Origin of the sequence: Bradyrhizobium sp. A5 (assembly GCF_042076515.1) — a bacterium.
GTDB lineage: Bacteria > Pseudomonadota > Alphaproteobacteria > Rhizobiales > Xanthobacteraceae > Bradyrhizobium > Bradyrhizobium cosmicum.
The window spans coordinates 1,239,196-1,256,548 of sequence record NZ_CP148990.1; the positions used below are offsets into that span (position 1 = coordinate 1,239,196).

Sequence of the window (17,353 nt, forward strand, 5' to 3'; positions counted from 1 at the left end):
ATGCGATGAGCCTGGCCGCAATGGCGGAAGCCCTGAGCCGCTCGGCCGACTACCGGGTGTTGCGGCGGCTTTAGCAAGTCGCTGTACCTAGTGCGACGATCCGAGCCAAGCCGAACAATTAACCGTTGGGGCGATTTCGCGAATGAAGCGCGCACAGGTGCGAACGCAAAAGAGATTATCTTCCGCAGGTCAGTATGGATTCGGAGTATCTGGCGGGCAGTAGAGTTCGATAAGTCGGTTTGTACCGGCACGCAGACTAGAGAGTTGATCGTCGTCCGGACCTTTCCGAGCATCGCGAAAATCGATCTGGTTCGGATACCCATTTACCCCTCTAACGAGGAAAGTAATGTCCGGATATCCGAGGTCGCGCTCGTCTTTCGCGATCTCGTTGAAATGGGTCTGGTAGGGAAAATTGCCCATCTGTTTGCCGGGATGGATCCGATTGAAAAAGTCCGTATAGGTCGGAAAGGCCCCGGCGACCGCACAACGGAATAGTTCGGCGCGTATCTTCGCCTTCAATGCAGCGTCCATCGGTGCCCCTCCCGGATTCGACTATCGCAGCATAGACAATTCCCGCGCGCTTTCCATTAGCACAACGGAAGAATTTCGAAGGGTGGACAGCGAACTTGAAGTTGTATCTAAATCGGAGGAGTTATGGGGAGGGCATCGATGATTTCCGCCAACCAACACGCCGTGGCCGAGGTCCTGGGCGACACCTTCGTTCACGAAGTGCCACCCTACCAACGTCCCTACGCCTGGCTTCCAGAGCATGCCTTGCAGCTGTTCGAGGACCTCCGTGAGGCAATGCAGTCGGGTGAGGGCGAACCGTACTTCCTGGGCAGCATCGTCCTTATCAAGCCGCCTGGTCAAGTCATCGGCCAAGTCGTGGATGGCCAGCAGCGCCTCACCACGCTGACGATTCTCGCCGCTGTCCTCCGAGACGCGGCCACGGAACAGCAGGAACGTGACGCACTCGGGGCCGCCGTCTACATCGAGCCGAATCCGTTCATGGATCAGGTCGAGGCTGTACGCGTCATCGCACATGTGGAGGATCGAGTCTTCTTTCGAGAAGCCATCCAAGTCCCTGGCGCCGCAGCCAAGACCGAGCCACCTCACAAGCCGAGGAACGAGGCTCAGCGCTTGATGTGGGAGAACGCGGTCAAGTTGCGTGCGAGCGTCTTGTCGTTGAGCGACGCCGATCGTCAGTCGCTCGTCAAGTTCCTGCTGAGACGGTGCGTCCTTGTTGTCGTTTCGACGGAATCGCGGGCCGCTGCTCTGAGGATATTCAGAGTGTTGAACGATCGCGGCCTGGATCTGTCGAATGCCGACGTAATCAAGGCAGACCTGCTCGCCAAGCTCGCGCCGGCGGAGATCGCGCATCAAGCCGCGCGGTGGAGGGAGTTCGAGGCCGATCTGGGACGCGAGGAGTTCGAGGGACTTCTGGAGAACCTCCGTTTCATCCGTGAGGAAACCAAAAACAGGCGTTCCCTGAGCGAGGCGTATGAAGAGCGGCTCAAAGGGGCATCTTCCTCGGACGTAAAAAAATTCTTGGACGAGGAGCTCGCGCCGGCGAAGCGTTGGATCGCCGAGATCCTGGATGGCGAGGGGGAGGACTTCCCTGAAAATTTGAGGCGGGACGGCATGGAAGCGCTCTCCGGACTTCGTCTTCTGCCCAACAGGGACTGGATGCCGGTAGCGCTTGCAGCAGCGACGAAATTTGGATCGTCGGAAAGACTGATCTTCATTTTGAAAAAGCTAGAGGGGCTCGCGTGGATAATGCAGCTTGCTCGGCGATACGACACACAACGGCTGAACCGATATGCCGAGATAATTCGGGCTTTGCGCGGGCTGGACGCGACCTTGGACGCCTGCCTGATGCCAACCGCAGAGGAAAATGAGGACGCGCGGCTCGCGTTGAGCGGTCCAATCTATAGCCGATTCCCCGTCAGAGTCGTGCGCGCCATACTCGAGCGGCTGGACCGGCTCCTCGCGGAGCAGCCCGTCGTCTGGGAAGGTCAAAAGACAGTCGAGCACATTCTTCCTCAAAATCCGGAGCCGGAGGAATGGATCGAATTCGATCAGGCGAGCCGGAGCGCGGTGACGGACACGATCGGCAATCTCGTTCTTTTGACCTCCCGCAAGAACTCCAGCGCCTCGAACGCTCCCTTTGCCGAAAAGAAGAAGATCTACTCTGGTCAAGGAAGTACAGCGGCAGGGAAAAAAAGGGCCACCTACGCGAGTGCGCAGGAACTGATTGTTTTGTCTCGATGGGACATGGACGCCTACGAACAACGGCAGAAGCGGCATCTTTCATTGTTGGCCGAACAGTGGGGGATCCAAGAAGTTCCAATGAGTCCCGCCCGCGCTGCTGCGCGCGATGTCGTCGCCGAGCTCATCGCAAGTCGGCAAGCATAGCGTGGCGTCAGATGTTGGTTTTGGAGCGCGACCCAAGGGTAATCTGCCGATGATCAGCTCGGATATTTTTGAACTTCATCCTAGGGAAGCGCAGATTTGACAAGGAAGTGGAGGTGCGCGCATGAGCGCCGACCGCCGACACGCGGTGGCCTTGCTGCTTTTCGACTACGTGAAAAGTCCATCGCTGCGGCATTTGCGCGATCCCCACAGCGTGCACAAGCTTGCGCGGGACATCCTGAACGCGGTCGATCGAGCGGGCTCGATCTGGAGCAAGTGGGAAGCTGAACGGGAGGAGGTGGCAAAGGCTGCTGCTCCGTGCTGGATTCCGACGGAAGACCTGCTCGCCTCCCTCAATAATCTGCCAGGCCCGCCGCTGACCAGGACAGACGTAGAACAGCGTCTGCGCGCGATCTGGGAGCAGCCCTACACGAGCTATCCCAACGAAGACCTTAAGAATGGTTGCCTGGCGTTGTATCGCTCGGTAAAGGCGCAAGGTACCGAGATGCGCGCAATCATCGGAATGCTTCAGGAGCACCTGGAGCGCGAGGACGAGAAGCTCCGGCGAGAGCAGGAGGAACGATATCGCAAGCTGAAAGAAGAGGAGCGGGCAAAGCTCGAACAGCGCTTCCTCTCTGGAGCCGATTGTGGTTGGACCCCGATCGATGGCTCCGCCGCCCTTTATTGCCGTCGCAATGGTCGGACTTTCCGTATTGTGCAGGGCAAGGATAAGCGCTGGACGCTTTTTCGCATCGAAACGATCGAGGACGAAGGCGACTTGCTGGGGCTCTATCAAGGGCGAAGCGACGCGAACAAAGCATTGCAAACGATTGCCTATGCAAATGAACGACGATGATGTCATGCCGCCTGCCTGGCCGACACGGCTGCGGGCGGTGGTGTATGGCTTCCGCGGCCATCCGAACATCCGGCCTTGCGCTGCGGAGACGGAGGTCGTTTTCCCCAATATGATCTGGCTGCGCGGGGATGGCCAACAATCGATCCGGCATCACTACGTCCGCAGTAGGCTAGAGTTCCGCTTTTGTAGAGCACGAAATCCTGTGAACTGATCGCGCCGTCGACACCGCCTGGGAGGCCGTTTTCCACGGACGGCTGAGCCGCCGCGGCCGGAGCCAGATCGCGAATTCCGTTTGCATCTACGTGCTCGAACGTAGCCCAGACGAATTCTGGATGTCCCTCCGGTATAAACACGACGTGGATTGCGAGCAGCGCGACGGTTTCGGTTCGCGGCGGAGCCGCCTCGTCGATCACCAACTTCGATCCATCACGTTTCAGCGCCGGCACGCTTGCTTCGGCGACGGTGATCTAGTTCGAAGGTACGCTATTTTTCGGAACGACCTTCCAAGCTGATTTGAGCTCCACGGCACCCTTAGGCATCTCGAGATTGGGGTCGGCATTCTCAACCGCCGCCTTGGTCGTCAGCTTGTTGGTCGCGAGATGGCGTAAAAGACCGGTTGACCGCTCTGATCGTAAGGAGGCCGGCAAATCCTGCCTGGCGGACGCCCGCATTTATCGACCCAGCGGTGTTCGGTCCCGGAAATCTCGCCGCAGAAGCCGCATCGAAATTGTTTGATCCCTTGAGCGATCGAGGCGCTAACGCGAGTAAACTTAATTTCTTAGCGGCAAACTTCGGCGCGCTCTCAGGGCCGAATACATCGCTTATGGTAGGATATGACAAGAATGCGGGAATTCTGTTTTTTGGCTGAGCGGCAAACAGGAAGTTTTGCCACGCCGGCTTGTAGAAGACGCAATCGGGCTCCGGGTGCGGCGGCGGCCTGTCGAAAGTCGGCTGCGGCGTCTGCGGCAGCCAATTCGGATCTGCCGGGCAATCGGCGAGCGCCGAATGGCCAGCGACTGCGCAAAACACGACGATTGAAGCGAGTCGCGGAAACAGATCAAGCGAGCGGTTCGTCATGAATTACATTCCTCCGGGAAGGAAGAAGGCTTGAGGTCTAAGTCTTCAGCAGTTTTGAGATGCTATAGTGACAACTTCGCCGAAACCTGCACTGGAACGTTCAGTCAATACAGAATGCTGCTTGGTGGTGCCCTAGGGCCGAAATGATCACCTTTATTCAAGCTTGGATATTGAAATCGGTCCGCCTTATTTTATCTGGTATCCCTTCAATTCCGGCTTCGACGCTAGAAACGCGACGAGCTTCGCGACGTCGACGGCCTTGTTGAACATGTCGCATTTGCCGTGCGTATCCCTCTGAAAGCCCAGGTGATGGATACCGACGACGAGCCCATCGTCGTCCAGCACCGGCGCTCCGGAGCTGCCGCCCTCGGTATCGCACAGGTGCGCGAAATCGGATTGTAGGTTGACAGTGTCGATCCCGGCTGCGGCATCGGTGACACCTTTGCAATTTTGCGAAATCTGCTTCGGGAGAGAGGCCGGGTGGTGAATGATCGATACAGATTCATCGTTCAGGGACTTGTTGCGGAGCACGAGTGCCTTCGGCGGGACGTCGGTCTGGGGACCGGAAAGCTCGAGGACGGCGAGATCGTTCGCCTGATCACGCATTACGCTCCGACATCCGAACTCCCGTTTGACCAGGTCGCCGTCCCAGGAAAAATCGATGATGGCCGTCTCGCATACCCCTCCGGACCAGCGATCTTCCGCGCTCCAGGGCCCGCCGCAATGGTCGTTCGTTACGAAAAGCATTTTAGGCGCATCGGCGATTAAGAAGCCGCTACAGCTCCAGACCTTGAAACCATTCAGATTCGAGCCGGAATGCGCTACGAACATTCCGACCGCGTCGCCTTTCCTTCGGTGGAGGCTATCGACGTTTTCCAGCGGAGATTCGAACAGGTCGATCCAAGCTTCCTTGGGGCCTTGTATCGAATAATACGGACGCTTTGCCGTCGCTGACATCGCGACATATTCGGTCAATCGGACTTTGGCGGCCGGATCGCTGCTTTCGAGGAAGAAATAAAGCTCGTTGACCGGCAAGCGATCGGTCCAGAACGGGTGACCTTGAACGACGACAGAAGACGAGATGGTTTGCAACGGACGACCTTTGACATCCCTGATCGTCAAGACCCATTCCGGGCCGGGATATTCCGGTTTCACCGCGACACGGATCCATCGAATGTCCTTTGGGAGCGTCAAGGCGGTGGGGGCCCCAGACGGCTGAACGTTCTTGCCCCACATCGTATTGGCGCCGAATTCCGTCGCCAGCTCGGGCGCTTCCTCGCAAGGTGATGCGGCAAGCGAGGGTTGGATAGCGGCCAGCGCAGCAACAAATATCAAGCTGAGGCGACCAGACAGCTTCATCGGCAGCCCTGAAAGGCAGGAGGGACGCTGCCGCCGGCCAAGCCGGGGATCAGCGTTTCGACTTCGTCGATCTGGATCGGCCGCGAAGGCAGATCACTCGAGCCGTCTACGTAAAACAACGGTTTCTCGGGGCTCCAAGAGCCGTCCGGGATGAGGCGGACCAACGGTGAAGTCAAAGTCGGCTCGCCCTGTTTCAATTGATACCTGACCCGCCAGCCGGTCTGTCCTTCGATAATTTGTTTGTAGACGCCGCGGACACGTTTCACGGAAATAGGGCCAATTTCCAGGGCGTCATCGTCGACGACGTTTTTCAACCGGATACTCTCCGTGCAGAACCACAGATTTTTCGCGATCTTGACGGAGTCTCCCGCAAGTTTCACGATCTGCACGTCCGGATCGCGGAAAGCGAACGTCGCGTCCACGATGCCGGCGGAAACCTTCGAGGACATGTCCTCGGTGGGTGCCGGCTTAGCTATAGCCTCGAGCCGTTGCTTAAGAAGAGCGCCGTTCACGTAGCGTTGAGGAAAGCAGCTCGCCATCTCGGCGAGCAGGCCAGCGACCAGAGCCGTCGATTGAGACGTGCCGTACGCGAGACCGAGCCTGCTCGCATCGATCGTCGACGGAATTTGACGCTTGCCCGAGCCGCCGGGCGCCGCGACGGTCACCAATCCCTCGGTCGAGTAATTCGCCCAGTCGGATATCGACGCCTCGGTTCCGTGACAGTCGTCGCACGAGGTGACGACGACTACGTTCTTCTGGTCCCCCAGGTTCATTGGGGAGTCGGTGGTCTTTCGGCCGATGTCGACGACCGTGTCCTGCTGGCCGGCCGCCACTACCCACACCCCCTGACTCGACAAGATGTCTTCGACTTGTGGAGGCTTGTGTCTTCGGGTTTCGGTCGTCGCGATCGAGTAGTCGTTCTTGAATTTTCCCGCGTATACGTAAATCTTCAAACCCGACAAGTTCGCTTTCGCGTCCAGCAGCTTCTTTATCGCAGGGTCGGCTATCGCTTGGCTGTCCAGCGATACATTCGGGGCGAGGCCCTTGAAGCCCGTTACAACCCCGGCGCTGACCATGATCCCGGCGAGATGCGTCCCATGATGTTTCGTCGCATCGTATTTCTTGAAAGGACACCATTTTTCGGCGGGTACGGCGTTCGGTTTCCGCAACGAGCCGATGAGATCTTGGTGAAGATCGACGGGTTGATCCACGAGGACGATCTCGGGGCAGTTCGACGTTCCCGGTTTCGAGCAGGCAGCCGAGCAGCTCGGGTTGTCGGTCGCGTTGAGAAGAGAGATGTAAGGAGGAGCCGCAGTAGCTGGGATCGGCGGCGCATTGCAGCTTTCCGCCCAGTCTATCGGCGTGTTGCTGTACTTCGGACCGGCGGGCGGATTACTTTCTTTCGCAACCGCCCGCGTCTCGAACCGATCGATATCCTTGTTAAATTTTTCGACGCCTTCGACCCATTTGTAGTTTTCGGGGCTTGTAGGCACTTTCAATTCGACGGCGACGCCTTCGAATCCGAGCGTGCGTTGAGTCCCGGCAGCCTTCTCGCCGGTCTTCCGGTTCTTCCATAGCTCCCTGACTTTAACCAACCGGTCCGCATCTTCCGGTATCGCACTGTCGAACGCGGCACGCCACGGTACCGACTTCGTTATCGGGAGGTCCGGATAGAGAACCGTCTGGCCGATCGGCGAGGGTGAGGGGAGGGTTGGATTGAGTTGCCGGATGACCTCCTTCATCCCGTCCGAACATCCAAGGTGATATTTGTCGAACTGAAGCCGTTGCAACACGGCATTGCAAGGATCTTGGCCCTTTTCGAGCGTGAGCGTACTCGTCGGAACCTCGCCGGTCTTCATCAGCGTGAGGACCGTCTTGGCCCAGTCGGCCGAAGGGTCTTTGCCCAGAAACTCGATTTGGAACGATGCCCCCTCGCTTTTTTCCGCGCTCGTTTCAGAAGCCCCTGACGTCTTCTCTCCGTTCGTCTGACAAACAGCGGGTTTGACAGTCACGGCGACAAACAGGGCCAGTACGATCGCAGCACGCATCCGCCCCTCCCTTGCCGCTTCTGCTAATTGCTGACCGGACAGGCCTTGCCTGTTAGATAAAGGCATCGGTGTCCGCGCTTATCCGCATCCCGCAGCGCGAGGTCGAGACTTCCTTTTCCGCCGCAGAAATAGTGCATGACCGAGTTCGCGGTGTAAGGCGTGATCGGCTTCCAATTCGTTCCTTCGGTGGCGCACCCGGGAATATTGGCGATGTGCTCGTGCCTGTAACCCAGGATATGACCGATTTCGTGCCTCAGCACCCCCACGTGATCGAACTGCAAGTCGGGCGTGAGGAAGGGCTTGTAGACGTATAGAAATCGGTCGGTTGGCGGCGAACTCGGAAAGAAAGACATCGCAATCGTTCCGTCCGACGTCGGTTCGTATTTGATCCTGAAGAACGGGTTTTCGGCGACTTCGGTGAACGTAATTCCGCAGTCGGAGCAGGCAGCCACCCAATCGTCCGCCGCAGCCCGGAACTTTGCCCGCGTGAACTGGACGTTCTCGGCGGTGGGGAACGACTTATCATCGAAACCGTATGTCAGCTTTCGTTGTTCCGGATTTTTCCAATAGTCGAATTTGCCGCCGACGAGATTGACGATGAGTTCGTCGGACCTCGAATTGGCGATATCTGGATTCTTAAGCGACTTCAGATAATCAACGATCTCTTCGCGCGCGATCGGAATATCCCCCTCGACGACGTAGCGTCCGGATCCCGCGGGCGATTCGATCAAGATCTTCAGAAGGCTTTCCACTTTCGCCGGATTTGACGGCTCGGCGACAGCTTCCTGCAGGATACGACGGACCAATTCCGTAGAGCTCTCGACATCGGCGAAAGCTGCCGACCAACCGAGAAGCGCCGACAGAACGGAGAGAATTCCGACAATTATTTTGAGCATAAGAATACCCTCTGCGGCCGATGTTCTCAGCCGCTCAAAAATCGTTGCGTGCAAAAATTAGCGATTAAGACCCTAGGCTAGATCGCGTGAGGAGACACGTCAAGGTCGTATCACAAAATTTCGCACCGGTAGTGCCTGCCGCGCCGCGATATCGTCACGTTGGTAATCGCCGAAAGATTCAACGTGTCACTCCCCTTGTGATCCCGCATTGGTTGTGACACGTTATCTGACTTTTGGGGGCTATTTCGATGTTCAAACGATTTTTGCTGGCGCCGTTATGCGCCTTGTTGTCTTCTTGCGCGACCATGCCGACGGAGGCAATCGATCACGTATCTCTAGCGGCAGTCGAAGAACGCGTGAAGTGCGAGATCGGCACCGCCTTTCTAAGGCTGAAGGATGACAAGCGGTTTCCGGACTTGAGTACATGGGCAGCCGGTCTCACTTTGACGCTTGCGGTGGATTCCACGGGTGGAGTGACGCCGTCCACCTCGCTGACAGGACCGTTCGGAAGCGTAAGTCCGCTCGACGTGAGTCTCGGCGCATCCCTCAACGCCAAACGTACGGCTCTCCTGAACGTCTATGTAGCGTTCGTCGAAGCGGCCACCCACATATGTCCGCCTCCAAGCGCCATCCTGTTAGAAGGTCAACTTGGACTTGGCGATTGGATCATGCGCGTTTTCGAGGCTCAATACCTCGTCGATCAGAACTCGACTCTTCAATCCGGGTTCAACAGCGAAAAATCGATCGGCTACACGATGGAGTTTTTGGTCACTCTCAATGCCGGCGTAACTCCGAATTTCGTATTGACGAATGCCACGAACACCAAGGTCGGGTTCGGTGTGGAGTCCAAGTCGACGAATTCCGTGGACATCGCCATGGTGCAGATGGACCCCGCCGACTTCCGGAAGCGCTTCACGACCGTGGTCATCAAGGGCAAAACGGAAAAGCGTCCGAACCCGGAGTTTGGAAAATTCACCGCGGAGGAGGCACGAGCGAAGAACATAAAGGAATTCGTCGAAGTTCAGGTGACGCCTGATCGTGTCGAGCGGCGACCTGCCGGGGTGGAAGCGCGCATCGGAATCGCAACGAGATTCAAACTCGACCAGGTGTTGCAGCAGCTCAACAGCAAAATCCTCATCCAAAGCCTCCGGCGGTGAGGCGAGGGCCGTGTCGCGGCGGGCCGAGCCCGGCTTGATGCGACGCGACGCCGTTTTTGAGGTCTCCGTCAATGCGTCGAGGTCTTCATCCTTCGGACGACCTCGGTCACGACGGCCTCGGCCTCCTTCCGATTGGCCTTGGCGCCCTCTTTCGTAGACGCCCCTTTCACGTGAACGTACCTGACGGCGGTATCGCGCGTGACGGGCGAGGGGAAGGTCGTCAGTTCGCCCCGGTAGTACTTGACGTTCGAGAATGCGATCAGGCTCATGGCGCCTCCGGTAATGCCACGACAGACGCATGCTTGGTATGCTCGAGGCGAGGCACTCGTCGAGAATGCTCTGCTGGCTCCGGACGATCGAGCCGTCGTCCTCGTCGTCGCCCCCCGCGCTGATCGACGCTGGTCGGCGGAAGCTGTTCGGGACCGCCCACGATGCCGGCGGGCGAGATAGCGGTCCAAACGCTTCGCGGCAGCCGCAAGCAACCTCCCCCCGATTGCTGAAAGCGACTCCGAAAATTCTACGATGTCGTCGCTCGGCGACTTTTTGTCCTTCGACGTCCTTTGCGAGCGGAAATGTCGCCGCTCGGCAACACGCAGGAGTTACCGAGCGGGAAGTTTTCGACGTCGATCGCCGCTTCACGCGCGCAAAGTTACCGAGCGGGAAATCCGCGTCTGGGGTAAAAGACGTATCTTCGGGGCAAAGACGTAATGCAACGTCTCTCCATGGCAATTCGAGTAACTCACCTCTTGTGAAGTGAAGGCGGTTTAGCTGCCCTCCGGGCCTCATTCGTCTTCGATCCCTTCGAGCGGAATCGGTTCGCCGGCGGGCTGGCCGAGCCTGTAGAGCACGCTGTGAGTCCTGACCCACCGCATCTTGCGGTCGAACCAGACGACGGCGCTGGTAGTGACCCGCCCGCCGTCCTCGTGATCTGGATGACCGTACAAGGCGCCGTTGACGACGAGCTTGAACTCCTTGCCGACGCGCCGGATCTCGACCGCCCACTCCTCCAGCCGCCGCGCGCGCAGCATCGCGATCGGCGACGGCTGCTCGCCGCAGCTGTAGGACTCGATGTCGCGCAGCAGTTCGCGCCTGGCCGTCTCAACTTTGTCCATCACTCAGTGCCTCATCGCGTGTTGGTCGCGGGCCTCAAGGGTGGCCGCGACGATCTTCTGCAGCGCCCGCATGCTGCACTTCTGCGCCGACCAGGCCTTGCCGATGACTGCGAGCTCGTCCGTCGCCAGCGGCGCGTCACCGGCGCGGGCCTCGTCCTCGGCGGCCAGGTCGCGCATCACGTTCGCTGCGAGCGCCGGCAGGTGCTGCAGCGTCGGCGTTGGCACGCGGATGATCCGGTACCGGTCCTTCAGTGGCGCCGGCAGCGGGTCGAGGCTGTTGGCGGTCGCGCAGTGACCTACAAAACTGAGGTCAAGCTCGGCGTCCAATGCGCCGTCGCGCACTCGCGAGGATGTCTCCCGATCTAAGTGGCCGAGCAGAACTGAAAACAAGGCGCCGTTCCGCGGGTTGGCGCAGGCCTTGTCGAGCTCGTCTACGAACGCGATCGGGTTGGCGATTTTGAACTGCTGCACGGCGCGCGCAGGGACACAGGGCGTGCTCTCCGACCAGCCGCGAGGTGTACCGCCGTAGCCGACGCCGTCCGAGCTGCTGCCGCCGTCGAAGCGGTAGACGCCGATACCCAGGAGGTCGCCTAACCGCCGGATCATCCGACTCTTGCCGCAGCCCGGTGAGCCGACCAGGATCGCGGCTTTCATCCGGACGGGCTCGCCCTCTCGCAGGTCACGCAGCAGCAGGTCCACCGCAGTGACGGCGTGCGGATACTCCGCGTGCAGCGTCGCGCGCAGGGCCGCGAGATCGCGCGCGCACACCAGCGGTAGCGCAACATCGAGGATTTCCTTCCACGCGGAGTGATCAGCCTTGAGCTTCGCGGCCTTGGCCTTCGGCATGACAACGAGGGTCGGCGGATCTGCGAACAGCGATTGTGCGGTCGAGATGGGGCCGGCCCGGAAGACGAGAGGCTCTATATCGTCGTCGCGTTTCTGCGTCTCGACATCCGTGATCTGGAGAATCGAGACCTTGCTTTCGTGCCACCCACCTTCGCCGGCGCGCCACCAGACCCTCAGCCGCTCGCGCACCTCGGCGTCGTCGTCCTCTGGCAGGTCGGCGGCATCGAGGGCGAACTGCAATTGAGGTAGCACGGTCCAGAAACTGGCCGGCTGGCCCGGGTTCACCGTCAGCATCGACCACGCCAGTGCCAGCGCCCCCACGGCGGGCGTGCCGTCCGCATAGAGCGCGTCGACTGCGGCTTGGATTTCCTTGCGCACGGCCTTGCGGTCGTCGGACGCGTCAAGCAGCGCAAGCGAACGTTCCGGCCCCAGCAGCACTTCCGAGATCGACCGCAGATGAGCGAACGCGTTGTCCCACCGTGAGAACGTCAGCAACTGCAGGGCCGGATGGTCGTAGCGCGGCCTCATCGGCGGCGCTCCGAAGTGGCTGCGAGGTGTAAGATAGCGTGCGATAGCGCACCCTGGGGGGTTCCCTGCCGTACGGCGGTCGGCGGCGCGCTCTCGGCGCGGTCCTCGGCGACCAGGCGGAGCAGTTCGGCACGGTCGGCGTCGCTAGACGAATCCTTCGAATCCATGTTCTATCGCTCCGGCGTTCGTGGTCCACGTGACGCCGCACTGTACATACAGTGTTGCAACACATCCAGGGTTTCTCGGAGGCATGGTGAAGGATTCGAAAACGCGCTCGAAGCTGCCGCGGCCCTCCAAGCCGTCCGGCGCCGACGACACGGCGCGCGAGGGGCGTCTGGTCACGCGGATGCACCAGCCCTTGCTCGACCTCGTCGACATCCGGGCTCGCGAGCGGGGCGAGAGCCGCTCGCGGTACATTGAGAGACTGCTAGTCGCCTACCTGTCGGCGGACCCGCGGAATCCCCGGCTCGATCCCCATGGTCGAATCCTGACGGACGGCCCGCCGATCTCCAAGGCCGGCGACCCGGTGCGTTTCGGGGCCGCCTGGAGCCGATGGGTCGCCCTCAACGAAAATCTTTTGGGGATACGGGTACCCGACGGCGGGCTCGATGAGCCGCCGGAATTTGTTGATGAGACGCGCGCGCAAATGAGGCGCGACGGCCATAGGTGAGGCCAAACTGTGGCTGACGTTCCGAGAGTCGAATCGTCGCGTGCACGCCGAAATTCTGGCGATGCCTGCGGCAGAGGCGCTCCCCGAATCCAATGGTGGCAACGTCTGCCCTCAATTCGAGTTTTTGATAATTCGACTCTCGTAATGTCATCTCGAATGCGTCCACGTGTGGTCCCAATCCTGTGCGGCACCGTTATACCGTCAAGCACCGTCAAAAGTTGCCATCACTAAGTCCTTGAGCTAGTTCTGGTATTTCGAATCCTTGCTTGACTTCGGCCTTCGCCCGCGCAAGGAGTCGCGTCCATAACGCGCGGACCGCATGCCCACTCCCCCGTCAGCCATCACCCCGAACGTCGCCGCTGCGCCCTGCGCGGCGGTGGCCGCCGTCAAGGTGCGTCGTCTGCCGAAGTTGCGTCCGATCAACGTCTCGTGGCGCCGGCAGGTCGAGGATCACGAGGGCGTCCGCACGGCCCTCACGTGCGAGAACGAGCGCCGCTGCAAGGCCGGCATCCCGACGAAGGCCATCCCGGACCTCCCCGAGCGCAATATCGGATCCTTGCAGTCGATCCAGACCTTCCGGCCGGTCACGGCCTGGTCGGACATCCACCCGGACGACCATCACCTCTACACGCCCGAGCAGCTGCACGAGCCGACCGGCGAGGTTAGCCGCGTCAAGGTGATCAACCGGCTGGCCTACCGCCACTTCGACGCGGTCGAGGGCGGCGAGCATCAGGCCCTCGTCGGCTTCCAGACCGAGGCCCAGGAACGCGCCGACGCCGAGTACAAGAAGAAGCGCAAGGCCCAGGCCGACAAGCTCGCGCGCCGCGCCAAAGCCGCCGGCCTCAAGGTCGCCACCGATCTAGTCCAGGTCGACCCGTCGGAGGCCAAAAAGGCCGCTGCCCAGGCCGAGAAATACGCGAACATGCATCGCGAGGCCAAGCAAGAGATCGCCGACCGCTACGAATACGGATTCTACACGAAGACCTGCAAGGTCGCCGGCGAGGTCGTCGCGGCGTTCAACGAGTACCTCGGCAAGGACTGCAAGAACCTGCGTAGTGGCCTCGGAAGCCCGTCGGTGGCGCGCATGGTGGCGCTCTATCCTCGCAAAGGCCTGATCCGGGCCGGCTACGACAAGGGCGCGCTGTTCGAGTCCGCGACCAAATTGTTCGCCCTCGATGCTCCGTACGTCGAACTCAATAAAAAAATCATCGGCTGCATCGTCGTCGAGCTCGACAGCGTGCTGCGGCCCGAGGAATTCCGCGAGGCGCTGCTGGCGATCCTCGGGCCGCAGCGGATGCCGAATCTGATCGTGGGCCGCATCTCGTCCTCCGGCTTCCTGGTCCGGCCGCACCTGATCTGGATTTTGAAAAAGCCGATCTGGAACGACCCGCTGCGGGAGATCACCGACGCGAACACCGGCGAGGTCACCACGATCGGCGACAAGCGCTGCCGGATGAAGCCGATCAAGAAGGCCTACGTCGTCCAGCGCTGCCTGACGCAGCTGCTGCTGCCGCTCGGCGCCGACCCGGCCATGACGAACATGTGGAAGCCAAAGTGCCCCCTGAGCGCATTCTGGTCGACGATCATCACGAACGACGACCGTTTCCACGCCCTCGATGACTTCGAGCAGATCCCGAACTGGCCGCGCAACGTCGACGAGGCCGGCATGGCCGAGACCGCCGCCACGATGCGCGCCCAGGCCGCCGGCGCAACCGCTTCCGGCAGCAATCTGGCCTGGCGCCTGGTCGGTAACGAGATCGAGCCGCTGGCGCGCCTGCAGCTGAAGGCCCGCGACCAGGATTTCATCGAGGCCGGCAAGGCCGGTGTCGAGTCCTTGGCGCGCTGGTTCGACGCCAAGGTCCGCCCCGCCGTCGAGGCCGAGATCGGCCCTAGCGAGGGTCTCGACCGGATCATGGAGCGCCGCTGCACGTTCCACGCCCGCTGGTGCCTCGGCAAGCTCTCCCCCCGCAAGCGCAAGAGCTCCCGCGGTCGCGATCGAGACATCATCTTCAAGGACAACCCGAACCCGACCCCGACCGACCATCGCATCGAAGCGGGCAAGAAGTCCGCCAAGCACCGCCGTGCTGTGTCCGTCTGGGCGCTCGGCAAAGAGGCCGCCGTGGCGCTCTCCGCCACCGGCGAGATCCACCGCGCCGCCTTCATCAAGAACCTGGACACCGTCACCCGGCCGACCGCCTACCGCTGCTTCGACAAGGTCATGGCGATGCTCGGTCTCGTCGAGGTCGAGGAGGGCGTTTTCCGCAAGCCCACCGCCGTTTCCCCTTCTGTCTCAGACGGTGCCCCTAAGATAAAAAGCCAGTCCCATGAAGCCCGGAAGCAGGCCACCGTCCCCGGCCCGAACGCCCCGTCGACCTCGGATTCGACCCCGGCGCCCTCCCGTTCACCCGGTAACCCGGCCCAGCCCCTCGATCCTGCCCCTGCCAACCCGGCCTCCGGCCCCCCGCCATGGCAGACCTGCGCCCTGCTGCCGGTCGACGTGCGTCCACAAGCGGTCACCCGCGTGCCGGAGCCAGAGCCGGCCTAGCCCGGCCATCCGGTCGCTGCGCTCAGGCCGTCCCAGGCGCCAGCGCCCAGCCGCCGGTCACGTCCTGCGGAGCCCGGTCATCCGGACCACTCAATTTGCTCTTTTCAGCCGGTCACCGTAATTCCACAAGGGACAGTGTCGACACGGTGTGTCAGCAGGGATGGATTGGAATGAGGTCCGACGAAATCAACAAAATCGTTGCATCGATCGACGAGACCCGGCGGACGGAGCATTTCCGGAATCACGATGACCGGCCGGACGCGCGGACCTTCAAGCCGAGGCCGGGCCGGCGCGTGCCCAAGGAGATCGTCCGCGCGCAAACCCGCCTCCGGTCGGCCGCATGGCGTGTCCGGATGGACAGCCGCGCAGCGCCGTCGTCGCGGGAGATCGGCATGGCGCTCGTGTACAGCTTGATCACCAGCCGGCTGAGCGCATTGACGTTTACCGACGAGGATATCGTCGGCAGGGCGCTGCTCGACCTGCAGGCGCGCGGGTTCTCGATCACTGAGGCGCGGAATACGTTGCGCCGGCTGCGGAATCGATACGTCGATCCCGGTGACCGCGAGGGCGAGCCCAACGAGTCCTGCGGGCCCGCGCCCCGTCTGCCGGGCGAGGAAGAGAGCCTCCCGTTCTGACGCGCGGTCACCGTCAACAAATGAGCCGTTGACCGTTGCTCGCGCGGGACTCATCATGATGCTTCCGATGGCAACGTCGGTTGGACAAGTCCTGGAGGGCTGTGCCGGCGCCAAAACCCCCGCCGACGAACGGCGAGATCAGCCGTACGTTCTCCTTAGGCATGTTCAGGGTCTTGGCGACCTCGCCGACGCCCCAGGCGATCATCTGGTTCAACGTCCAGATGGTCAGCTTGTCGCAGGCAAACGGTCGTACCAAGTCGTCAGCCAGAACATATGCTCCGAGGGAATTCATGCCCGCACCACGGTGGCAAGGACGGTTTTGGCGACCCGTTCTTTTCGCTATCTTCGAGCAAGAAGTAGTCCGCTAATTGGCGTTGCCGGCAATCGGTGTTGTGTCCAGACGCCGATCTCCGCCGTAACATCCTGACCTATTTCCTATCAGAGGAGTTAAGTTTCGGAGCCGACTCACACGAAGGCATTCCGACATCCGTCAAGCCGACCCCCGTTGGCTTTCCTGCTCACAGCGATAGCCTCCGCCCCATGGCCGAGAACCCGAAACCGCGCCTCAAGAAAGCTAAGCGCCGGCGACGGGCGCTGCATCTTGAATTCCAGGAATACGTCATCGCCGTCAAGACATGGGACTGGAGCTATTCGCTCTCCCTAGACACCTCGCGACATCGGAGCGAGCCGTATCATGAGTTTCGGCAACTGGTGATCAAGGGGAGGCTATTGAAGCCGACGGGGTTGATAACCGATCAAGTTGAGGTGACGCTGCTGCCGGATCGAAATCTCGACGCGGAGTGCCGTCGAAACCACGAGCCGGTCTTCGTCGGCAGCCTCGAGCTTTACGACAACAAGATGGTCGGACTGATCCCGATCCCGATGGATGCCTTGACTCCGATTCTCGCGATGCTGATCGGCGACCGATTCAAGTTTCTTGCCATGAGCGGCACTCAACTGTATCGCCGCAGCACGAGGCTGACCGGCTTCAGCCTAGAAATGACCATGGAGGAGGAAGAGCCGTCCGGCGAATGAGGCTATGAGGGTACCCAAATTGCGTCATTGACGTTTCGAACATCGCCAAAAGCACGCCGCTCTTCTATTGGAAGGCTGGCGATCCAAGCAGCCATGAACGCGTCTATCCGTGTCGAGATCGTCTGTGGGTACCCGCATGGGCGGAGACGCCGCAACGGCGGCTCCGCCCCCTTATGA

The 17,353-nt window shown here is 60.7% G+C and carries 15 protein-coding genes and 1 pseudogene; 7 read left to right on the forward strand and 9 right to left on the reverse strand.

Annotation, left to right across the window (positions count from 1 at the left end; translation table 11 throughout):
- Window positions 1-189: 189 nt before the first annotated feature.
- Window positions 190-531 (reverse strand): hypothetical protein, encoded by a 342-nt coding sequence (locus tag WHZ77_RS05805; protein ID WP_375312794.1) that lies wholly within the window; start codon window positions 529-531, stop codon window positions 190-192.
- Between the two features lie 138 nt (window positions 532-669).
- On the opposite strand from WHZ77_RS05805, the gene WHZ77_RS05810 reads away from it, so the two are divergent.
- Window positions 670-2,415, forward strand: coding sequence for a DUF262 domain-containing protein (locus WHZ77_RS05810; RefSeq protein WP_375312795.1), 1,746 nt, complete (start codon window positions 670-672; stop codon window positions 2,413-2,415).
- A gap of 121 nt (window positions 2,416-2,536) precedes the next feature.
- Window positions 2,537-3,268: a hypothetical protein gene (locus WHZ77_RS05815; RefSeq protein WP_375312796.1), complete on the forward strand. Its 732-nt coding sequence runs from the start codon at window positions 2,537-2,539 to the stop codon at window positions 3,266-3,268.
- A 561-nt stretch (window positions 3,269-3,829) separates the two neighbouring features.
- On the opposite strand, the gene WHZ77_RS05820 is transcribed toward WHZ77_RS05815, so the two are convergent.
- From WHZ77_RS05820 to WHZ77_RS05835, 4 genes are all read right to left on the reverse strand, one after another.
- Complete coding sequence (locus tag WHZ77_RS05820; protein WP_375312797.1) at window positions 3,830-4,345, reverse strand: hypothetical protein; 516 nt, start codon at window positions 4,343-4,345, stop codon at window positions 3,830-3,832.
- A 186-nt stretch (window positions 4,346-4,531) separates the two neighbouring features.
- On the reverse strand, window positions 4,532-5,704 hold the full coding sequence (locus WHZ77_RS05825) for a trypsin-like serine peptidase (RefSeq protein WP_375312798.1): 1,173 nt from the start codon (window positions 5,702-5,704) through the stop codon (window positions 4,532-4,534).
- Window positions 5,701-7,752: a S8 family serine peptidase gene (locus WHZ77_RS05830; protein ID WP_375312799.1), complete on the reverse strand. Its 2,052-nt coding sequence runs from the start codon at window positions 7,750-7,752 to the stop codon at window positions 5,701-5,703. The genes WHZ77_RS05825 and WHZ77_RS05830 overlap by 4 nt, the downstream gene beginning before the upstream one ends.
- A gap of 23 nt (window positions 7,753-7,775) precedes the next feature.
- Entirely contained in the window at window positions 7,776-8,648 is an 873-nt protein-coding gene (locus tag WHZ77_RS05835; RefSeq protein WP_375312800.1) for a hypothetical protein, read from the reverse strand.
- Between the two features lie 248 nt (window positions 8,649-8,896).
- Between WHZ77_RS05835 and WHZ77_RS05840 the strand changes: the two genes are divergently transcribed.
- Complete coding sequence (locus WHZ77_RS05840; RefSeq protein ID WP_375312801.1) at window positions 8,897-9,805, forward strand: hypothetical protein; 909 nt, start codon at window positions 8,897-8,899, stop codon at window positions 9,803-9,805.
- Between the two features lie 68 nt (window positions 9,806-9,873).
- On the opposite strand, the gene WHZ77_RS05845 is transcribed toward WHZ77_RS05840, so the two are convergent.
- The 3 genes from WHZ77_RS05845 to WHZ77_RS05855 all read right to left on the reverse strand — a co-directional run bounded on the left by WHZ77_RS05845 (window position 9,874) and on the right by WHZ77_RS05855 (window position 12,291).
- Complete coding sequence (locus tag WHZ77_RS05845; RefSeq protein ID WP_375312802.1) at window positions 9,874-10,074, reverse strand: hypothetical protein; 201 nt, start codon at window positions 10,072-10,074, stop codon at window positions 9,874-9,876.
- A 513-nt stretch (window positions 10,075-10,587) separates the two neighbouring features.
- Entirely contained in the window at window positions 10,588-10,920 is a 333-nt protein-coding gene (locus WHZ77_RS05850) for a hypothetical protein (RefSeq protein WP_375312803.1), read from the reverse strand.
- Complete coding sequence (locus tag WHZ77_RS05855) at window positions 10,921-12,291, reverse strand: AAA family ATPase (RefSeq protein WP_375312804.1); 1,371 nt, start codon at window positions 12,289-12,291, stop codon at window positions 10,921-10,923. It abuts the gene before it with no gap.
- A gap of 250 nt (window positions 12,292-12,541) precedes the next feature.
- On the opposite strand from WHZ77_RS05855, the gene WHZ77_RS05860 reads away from it, so the two are divergent.
- The 3 genes from WHZ77_RS05860 to WHZ77_RS05870 all read left to right on the forward strand — a co-directional run bounded on the left by WHZ77_RS05860 (window position 12,542) and on the right by WHZ77_RS05870 (window position 16,141).
- Complete coding sequence (locus tag WHZ77_RS05860) at window positions 12,542-12,961, forward strand: hypothetical protein (RefSeq protein WP_375312805.1); 420 nt, start codon at window positions 12,542-12,544, stop codon at window positions 12,959-12,961.
- 376 nt (window positions 12,962-13,337) lie between these two features.
- Complete coding sequence (locus tag WHZ77_RS05865) at window positions 13,338-15,506, forward strand: hypothetical protein (protein WP_375312806.1); 2,169 nt, start codon at window positions 13,338-13,340, stop codon at window positions 15,504-15,506.
- A gap of 170 nt (window positions 15,507-15,676) precedes the next feature.
- Entirely contained in the window at window positions 15,677-16,141 is a 465-nt protein-coding gene (locus WHZ77_RS05870; RefSeq protein WP_375312807.1) for a hypothetical protein, read from the forward strand.
- A 109-nt stretch (window positions 16,142-16,250) separates the two neighbouring features.
- On the opposite strand, the pseudogene WHZ77_RS05875 reads toward WHZ77_RS05870, so the two are convergent.
- Window positions 16,251-16,376, reverse strand: a pseudogene (locus WHZ77_RS05875) (molybdopterin cofactor-binding domain-containing protein); the annotation flags it as partial.
- A gap of 305 nt (window positions 16,377-16,681) precedes the next feature.
- Here WHZ77_RS05875 and WHZ77_RS05880 point away from each other — a divergent pair.
- Window positions 16,682-17,176 carry a hypothetical protein gene (locus WHZ77_RS05880; protein WP_375312808.1) on the forward strand — a complete coding sequence of 165 codons (495 nt, stop codon included), beginning with the start codon at window positions 16,682-16,684 and terminating at the stop codon, window positions 17,174-17,176.
- Window positions 17,177-17,353 lie beyond the last annotated feature (177 nt).